Source organism: Eudoraea sp. (genome assembly GCF_049665975.1).
In the GTDB taxonomy this organism is placed as follows: Bacteria; Bacteroidota; Bacteroidia; order Flavobacteriales; family Flavobacteriaceae; genus Eudoraea.
In genome coordinates, this window is record NZ_JBATGR010000449.1 from 1 (window position 1) to 7,020 (window position 7,020).

The following is a 7,020-nucleotide window of genomic DNA, read 5'->3' on the forward strand; positions in this document are numbered from 1 at the left end:
GTATATTGCTTTACCAATAAATTGATTCTCAAAAGCTTCCTGATTAATTTCCGCTCCATATCCTTCAGATTCAGCCAAATGATCAAAAGCAATATCCAGAATTTAATCACTTTTTTTATCTACTAGAATTTTGGCCCAGACGCCACCAATATTTCCTCTGTTTTGGACGACAAATATTTCCTTATCAGATCCAATTATTTCAAATATGGGTAGGATAGAAGTTGCTTTTCCTTTTAGTATGTTTTTATAAATCTTCGTATTTTTTTCTGAATCAGAATTAGTGACTTTGCCATTTTCATCAATGAACTTAAAAGCCAATAAACTGGAAATATTGGTTGTATCAGTAAAAGTGACATTTGCAAAAACCAGCAACTCCTTTACAACAGGAGAAATTTGCTCAGAAACATAAACTGCTTTGACAGATTGCTCCAGCTCATGTTTTTCTCTGCAGTTCCAAATTAGTGTAGGTATTAGTATTAACGCTAATTTAATTCGGGCATCTTTTAGTATGGTGTTCATTTAGCTATTTTTAACCAGCCATTAATCCACCATCTATTACATAAGTGTTTCCGTTTACATATTTGCTTTCATCTGAAGCAAGATAAAGAACCAGATTAGAAATTTCTAAAGCTTCTGCATACCTGCCAAAAGGTACAATGGCCTCAAAACCTTTTTGAACCTCGGCTGAATTATCAGGAGAAATATCCGTTTCAATTCTCCGCATCATTTGGGTGTTTACAGGTCCCGGATGTATGGTATTTACACGTATATTCCTATCTGCAAATTCTAAGGCAGACACCCTCATTATACCAATAACACCATGTTTACTAGTCACATATGCTCCTAAACCCTTAAATCCTTTAAGTCCGGCTACCGAGGATGTGATAATCACAGATCCGCCTTCCACCATCTTTGGAATTACATATTTACACCCATACCATACTCCCTTAAGATTAACGGCTATTACCTTATCAAATACATCATTGGGATAGTCTTCAATAGAACTGGAGGCTCCTTCGATTCCGGCATTATTAAAAAACAGATTTATTTTGCCAAATTTGGAGATGGTTTCAGCAGTATATCTTTCTACATCAGCCGGATTAGACACATCGGCAACGCAATAAGCCAAATGCTGGGAATCCAGTTCTCTGGAAGTCGATTCCAGTTTTTCTTTATTTATATCCACGAGCATAACGCTTGCCCCTTCCTTTAGGAACAAAGCGGCAGTATTCTTACCTATTCCGGCAGCTCCTCCGGTAATAATGGCTACTTTGTCTTTTAATCGTTCCATAATTAGGTCTATAATTCAAGCTTTCTTATTTCCCATGTATTTGATGGAGATTTTACTGCCAAAGTGTTAACAGATAGAAATTTAGCTCGGAGTTCAGGCAATTCATAGCGCCTTACCGACATTGAAATACCATCTCTCTTGTTAATAAGAAGCATAATATCGCCTGCCGTATCTAAGAGAACTTCACTAAATCTATAATCATAGATATTCAATTGGAAATTGTTTTTACCTCTGAAGTCTTTGGTGATAAGTATGCCAACAGCATATCCTTCATTGAATTCCGTTAAATTCAAATATTCGGGTTCTATAATTACTTTACCTTCTTTGTTTATAAAACCATAAGTCATAATCTCCTCTTCTTCCATTATTTTTTTAATCATGCATCTCCCATTTTTAAATTGAGGAAAAGGAATGGCACTAACATCGTTCACTGAGGTATTAGGTAAATTGTTCCAAACAAGATCATCTCTAAATTCAATTACTAATTGGCCTTCTTTATTAATAAAACCCCATTCATTTCCCTTTCTAATTGCTGCCAATCCTTCACTAAATGGTGCTATTTCATCTATTCCGGTAAGTTCTTGTGCACAGAGTAAAAAAGGTAATATGATTAAAGCAAAAAGCAGGAATATTTTTTTCATGAGATTTTATATTAAAGTGTTAATATCAGCGCAAAATTATACTACCGATATTTCGTGTAAAATGACCTTCGTCATCCCAAAATTGAAACAAGAGTCAGTCTTCAAGAATATCTCTCTCTTCTTACTTATTAAAACATAATGTTGGAATAAATCATACTCTTAAGATCTTTTGGAAGACCATCCCTAATATCTTCAAGCTCGCCCAGGGAGATATATTTTCTCAAAATAATAAAGGTGGTATCTATATATTGTTCGGCCACTTCATCACTGTATTCAAAATCATTAATAGCTGAAGGACCATCGTGTTTTCTTACCAGGTCTATAAATTCAGCCATATGTTTTATTTTCAACTTATTTTTATTTCTTAGTGTCCATCCGTTTACATAGACTGCTTTTAAGAACATAGGTAATTGCGCAATAAATTGTAAAGATTCCTCTGTTGAAATTATATCGCGCAAGCTGTGCAGAATAGAAGTTAATATCCTGCCGGCCTTATCTCTATCATCACCTAGATTCATTTCCTTCGTGTATTCTTTCAGAAAGGTATTACCCTCCATTGCATATTGATTAAAATTTAGTGCCATAATTATTGTTTTTTATATGTGAACTATAAAGATGGGCAGAGACGTTGCCATTACAAATGATTTTGGTCATTTGAACCATAATTATTAAGATTTTAATTAACTACTGGCAAATGCATCTTTTCTAAATCATTCTACTGATTAATATCATAGTTATCATCTCTGATGCTCAGTAAATTTGAGATTTAGATATATATACCATTATTATGAACATACTTCTTCCCACAGATTTTTCTAAAAACTCCTGGAACGCTATTAGTTATGCCATGGAGTTATTTAAAAATGAAAAATGTAACTTTTTCTTCCTGCATACGTATACCCCTTCATTTTACAGGATGGATTATATGCTGGGAGGGCCTTTGTTTAGTGCTATTCCCGATTCCGGTGTTGATATATCACTGGCTGGCTTAGAAAAAACACTAGAAGATGTTAAGAAATCTTATAAAAATTCAAAGCATAACTACAATATCATTTCAGCCTTTAATACACTCACAGATGAGATCAATGAAGTGACAATTGAAAAGGAAATTGATATTGTCGTGATGGGAACTCAAGGCGCAACCGGGGCTAAAGAGATATTTCTTGGGACAAATACGGTTTATGTTCTCCGAAAAGCTATTGCGCCGGTCTTGGTAATTCCTGAAAACTATACCTTCCAAAAAATTCAAAAAATATTGCTTCCATCAGACTATTTGACAAATTATAAGGATAATGAATTGAGTACTGCTATAAAAATGGTTAAAATGAATAAAGCAAAACTTATTGTTTTACATGTAAAAGAGGAGTACGACCTGACCGCCGGTCAGGAAGAAAATAAGATGGCTCTATATCGTCGTTTAGATGGTTTGTCTACTACCCTTACAGAACTAAAAGGTAGTTTAATGCCTAGTGCAATTTTAAATTATGTCCAGAAGAATGAGATTGATCTCCTTATGATGATGAATAGAAAACATTCATTTTTTGAACGAATTTTTGAAAAACAAAATGTAGATCAAATAGGTTTTCATGTAAAAATACCCTTCCTGGTTATTAGAGATACGGCCAGGGTTGTTAAATAACAGTTACAGATGAAAAATATTTTATTGCTTACCGATTTTTCCAATAATGCGTGGAATGCCATTTTCGCAGCCCTGAAAATGCATGAACATACAGCTTGCCATTTTTGGCTATTAAATACTTATGAACCCAGTTTTGCAAATATTCTTGGAGACAAGAGCAAAGAGAGATTGGGTGTAATCTATGATTCTCTTTCAAAAAATTCTACAATTGAACTTGATAAGAGTTTGAAATATTTAGAAATAAATCATCATAATAAAAATCACAGTTTTGAAAAACGTTCTATATCAAATGATATAGTCAATGCTGTAAAGGAAATTTGTAATGAAAAGGATATTGATTTAATTGTCATGGGGACTAAAGGGGCTACTGGGGCCAAAGAAATTTTTATGGGAAGCAATACCGTAGAGCTTATTAAAATGATAAACAGCTGTCCCATATTAGCTGTTCCAAGTAAGCATGATTTTAAAGACTTAAGTAAGATTTTGTTTCCTACGGAGTTTACAAGACCATATACGAAATATGAATTAAATCCGCTTTTGGAACTGGCGAAAACCTGGGGTTCAGAAATTTTAATCACTCACATAGCTGTGGAATTTTCGTTAAATGAAGAGCAAATTTCCAACAAAGAAGTTCTGATAAAAAGATTGGGTAAGGTTGAGCATTCCTTTCACAATGTGGAGATGCAGGCTAGTGTGGCTGATTCAATTAGCAGCTTTGCGAAAGAGAACGATGCAGATATTATTGTTTTAATTAATTATAAGCATACTTTTATAGAGAAACTAACCCGCGAAGCTGTTGTAAAAAAAGTGGGCTTTCATTCACAAATACCATTGCTGGTTCTGCCACAATGAATAGGGTAATTTAGTGTCGCACAAACTATAATCAAAAATTAATATTTTAGTATGATTCGAATAGTACTACCTACAGATTTTTCTAAAAATGCATGGCACGCAATTAAATATGCAACATTTCTTTTTCAACAATCGCCTTGTGCTTTTATTATAATTCACGCGCACCAGGTTAGTCCATCGGGCTTAATAAGTGCAATAAACAAAGAACGTGAAACCAGACTTCATGAAATTACGGTTAAAGAATCTGAAAGAAAGCTTAATAAAATTGTAAATCACTTAAATAAAATAAATAAGGTTCCAGGACACCAATTTGAAGGCGTATTGGTTGCTGATTCGTTATTAAATGCGATAGGTCGTGAAGTAATTGATAAGGATGCTGACTATATTATAATGGGAACCCAGGGTGCTTCCGGTTTAAGTGAAATATTTATGGGTAGTAATACGGTTAGTGTTATAAAGAATATAAACTTTTGTCCGGTTATTGCAGTTCCCAATTCTTATGATTTTAGCCCTTTCAATGAAATTTTATTTGCCACAAATTTTAAACACCTATATCAAGGTGTTGAATTAAAACCATTGCTTGATCTTGCCAAACTGTGTAATACCAGAATTAATGTTATTCACATCAATGAGGAAGAGAAATTAAACGAGGAACAACTACAATTAAAGAAATTGCTTCAAAATTTATTAGGAGAGAAGGACAGTGTTTTTGAAGAATTTGACTATCATCCTAACATTGCTTTAAAAATCAACGATCTAACCGAAAAGAAAAACGCAGGGTTGATAGCAATGATAAATTCTCAGTATAGTTTTTTTAAAGGGTTGACGCACGAACCAGTGGTTAAAAAAGTAGCGTTTAAAACAAAGATTCCCTTTTTGGTCCTTCCGGAAGTGGTGTAATAATGTTTTTTCAGCTACTCAAACACCAAAATTCACAACCTTTTTCACTATTTATGTGACTTAACCGATCCTCGAACCATTAAGAAGAATAAATTATCGTTTGAGTAAAAAGATTACCATAAATTTGCATTTGGAAAATTCTTTCAGCAATGAGTAAAGCCATTTATGTTGCAACTACAGAGCCCAATAGCGGGAAATCTATTATTTCACTAGGTCTAATGCACTTGGCATTAGGGAAAACTGCGAAAGTAGGATACTTCAGACCTATAATTAATGATTATGGACCCGGGGAAAAGGATAATCATATTAATACTGTGATTTCCTATTTTGGAATACAAATGGAATATAATGAAGCCTATGCATGTACCAGAAGTGAAGTAGTTCATAATCACAATCAGAATAAGGGTTATGAGACTTTAGACAAGATCATTGAAAAATTTAAAGCCATTGAATCTCGCTTTGATTTTATTTTGGTAGAGGGTACTGACTTTTCCGGAGAAGGTTCTATTATAGAATGGGACAACAATGTTGAGATAGCAAAAAACCTGGGTATCCCCGCAATCCTTCTGGCGAGCGGCGTAGGGAAAACACTGGAAGAATTGGTTGATAACTTATATCTTGCCTATGATTCCTTTACCAATAAAGGAGTGGAAGTTTTAATGGTCATTGGCAATAAAGTAGAGCCCAAAAATGTAAACCTGGTAACCAATGGTCTTTTAAAAGCACTTCCGGATGATATATTAGTTGGTACGATTCCTTTGAATCCAACCCTTGGTAATCCGACTATGAAAGAGATTGTTAATGAATTAGAAGGCGAAGTACTTTTTGGCCACGAGTATATAAATAACCAGGTGAGTAATTTTAGTGTTGGAGCCATGCAGTTGCGAAATTATCTCACTCACTTTAAGGATCATGGTTTGGTTATAACTCCAGGGGATAGATCGGATATTATCTTAGGAGCCTTACAGGCAAATTTATCTTCAAATTATCCCACTGCCTCAGGGATGGTTCTTACCGGCGGCCTTATACCAGAGGATCCTGTGATTCAATTAATAGAAGGTCTATCGGAAATCGTGCCTATCATTTCGGTTCATGGAGGTACTTTTTCAATTGCTAATAAAGTAGGTGCTATTCGCCCCAAGATATACGCAGAGAATAAACAGAAAATAGAGGCATCTATTCTGGACTTTACAAGATTTGTGCCGGTAAATGCTTTGGCAGAGCGTCTCATTACATTTGAAGCGAACGGGATAACTCCGCGAATGTTTCAGTATAACCTTTTAAAAAGGGCGAAAGGTGCGAAGAAACATATTGTTTTGCCCGAAGGCACAGATGAACGCATTTTAAGGGCTACCAAGGAACTAATAGATGCTGATGCTGTGAAAATAACCCTTTTAGGAGATTCTGAAGAAATAAAAGCAAAGGCAAGACAGCTGGATTTGACGATTAATTTTGAAAAAATTAATATCATAGATCCGGTGCATTCAAAATATTTTGAAGATTATGCGAATACCCTGTACGAACTTCGCAAACATAAAAATGTTGATAAAGCCATGGCCGCGGACCTTATGGGAGATATCTCTTATTTTGGAACAATGATGGTCTATAAAGGAGATGCAGACGGCATGGTTTCCGGGGCTGTACATACAACTCAACATACAATCAGGCCGGCACTTCAGTTAATTAAGACCAAACCC

The 7,020-nt window shown here is 34.8% G+C and carries 8 protein-coding genes; 4 read left to right on the forward strand and 4 right to left on the reverse strand.

Features of this window, described 5'->3' with window-relative positions; all coding sequences use genetic code 11:
* Positions 1-102: 102 nt before the first annotated feature.
* The 4 genes from WBN20_RS14680 to WBN20_RS14695 form a co-directional block, all read right to left on the reverse strand.
* Positions 103-519, reverse strand: a complete 417-nt coding sequence (locus WBN20_RS14680) for a hypothetical protein (RefSeq protein WP_424282221.1) — start codon at positions 517-519, stop codon at positions 103-105.
* 10 nt (positions 520-529) lie between these two features.
* Positions 530-1,291, reverse strand: coding sequence for an SDR family NAD(P)-dependent oxidoreductase (locus tag WBN20_RS14685; RefSeq protein WP_424282222.1), 762 nt, complete (start codon positions 1,289-1,291; stop codon positions 530-532).
* An 8-nt stretch (positions 1,292-1,299) separates the two neighbouring features.
* The gene (locus WBN20_RS14690) at positions 1,300-1,932 is read right to left on the reverse strand and encodes a WG repeat-containing protein (protein ID WP_424282223.1); all 633 of its coding nucleotides are present in this window, start codon (positions 1,930-1,932) and stop codon (positions 1,300-1,302) included.
* 128 nt (positions 1,933-2,060) lie between these two features.
* Positions 2,061-2,516 carry a DUF2267 domain-containing protein gene (locus WBN20_RS14695; protein WP_424282224.1) on the reverse strand — a complete coding sequence of 152 codons (456 nt, stop codon included), beginning with the start codon at positions 2,514-2,516 and terminating at the stop codon, positions 2,061-2,063.
* A gap of 203 nt (positions 2,517-2,719) precedes the next feature.
* On the opposite strand from WBN20_RS14695, the gene WBN20_RS14700 reads away from it, so the two are divergent.
* The 4 genes from WBN20_RS14700 to pta all read left to right on the forward strand — a co-directional run.
* A complete protein-coding gene (locus tag WBN20_RS14700) occupies positions 2,720-3,571 on the forward strand; it encodes a universal stress protein (protein ID WP_424282225.1) in 852 nt (283 codons plus the stop codon).
* Between the two features lie 9 nt (positions 3,572-3,580).
* A complete protein-coding gene (locus tag WBN20_RS14705) occupies positions 3,581-4,423 on the forward strand; it encodes a universal stress protein (protein ID WP_424282226.1) in 843 nt (280 codons plus the stop codon).
* Between the two features lie 51 nt (positions 4,424-4,474).
* On the forward strand, positions 4,475-5,323 hold the full coding sequence (locus WBN20_RS14710) for a universal stress protein (RefSeq protein WP_424282227.1): 849 nt from the start codon (positions 4,475-4,477) through the stop codon (positions 5,321-5,323).
* 149 nt (positions 5,324-5,472) lie between these two features.
* Positions 5,473-7,020 (forward strand): phosphate acetyltransferase (gene pta / locus WBN20_RS14715; RefSeq protein WP_424282228.1); only part of this gene is annotated, 1,548 nt, incomplete at its 3' end.

What these genes read in the sequence shown, in the direction of transcription:
- WBN20_RS14680 (WP_424282221.1), bottom strand. Translation starts at nt 519, where the DNA reads ATGAACACCATACTAAAAGATGCCCGAATTAAATTAGCGTTAATACTA.
- WBN20_RS14685 (WP_424282222.1), bottom strand. Translation starts at nt 1,291, where the DNA reads ATGGAACGATTAAAAGACAAAGTAGCCATTATTACCGGAGGAGCTGCC.
- WBN20_RS14690 (WP_424282223.1), bottom strand. Translation starts at nt 1,932, where the DNA reads ATGAAAAAAATATTCCTGCTTTTTGCTTTAATCATATTACCTTTTTTA.
- WBN20_RS14695 (WP_424282224.1), bottom strand. Translation starts at nt 2,516, where the DNA reads ATGGCACTAAATTTTAATCAATATGCAATGGAGGGTAATACCTTTCTG.
- WBN20_RS14700 (WP_424282225.1), top strand. Translation starts at nt 2,720, where the DNA reads ATGAACATACTTCTTCCCACAGATTTTTCTAAAAACTCCTGGAACGCT.
- WBN20_RS14705 (WP_424282226.1), top strand. Translation starts at nt 3,581, where the DNA reads ATGAAAAATATTTTATTGCTTACCGATTTTTCCAATAATGCGTGGAAT.
- WBN20_RS14710 (WP_424282227.1), top strand. Translation starts at nt 4,475, where the DNA reads ATGATTCGAATAGTACTACCTACAGATTTTTCTAAAAATGCATGGCAC.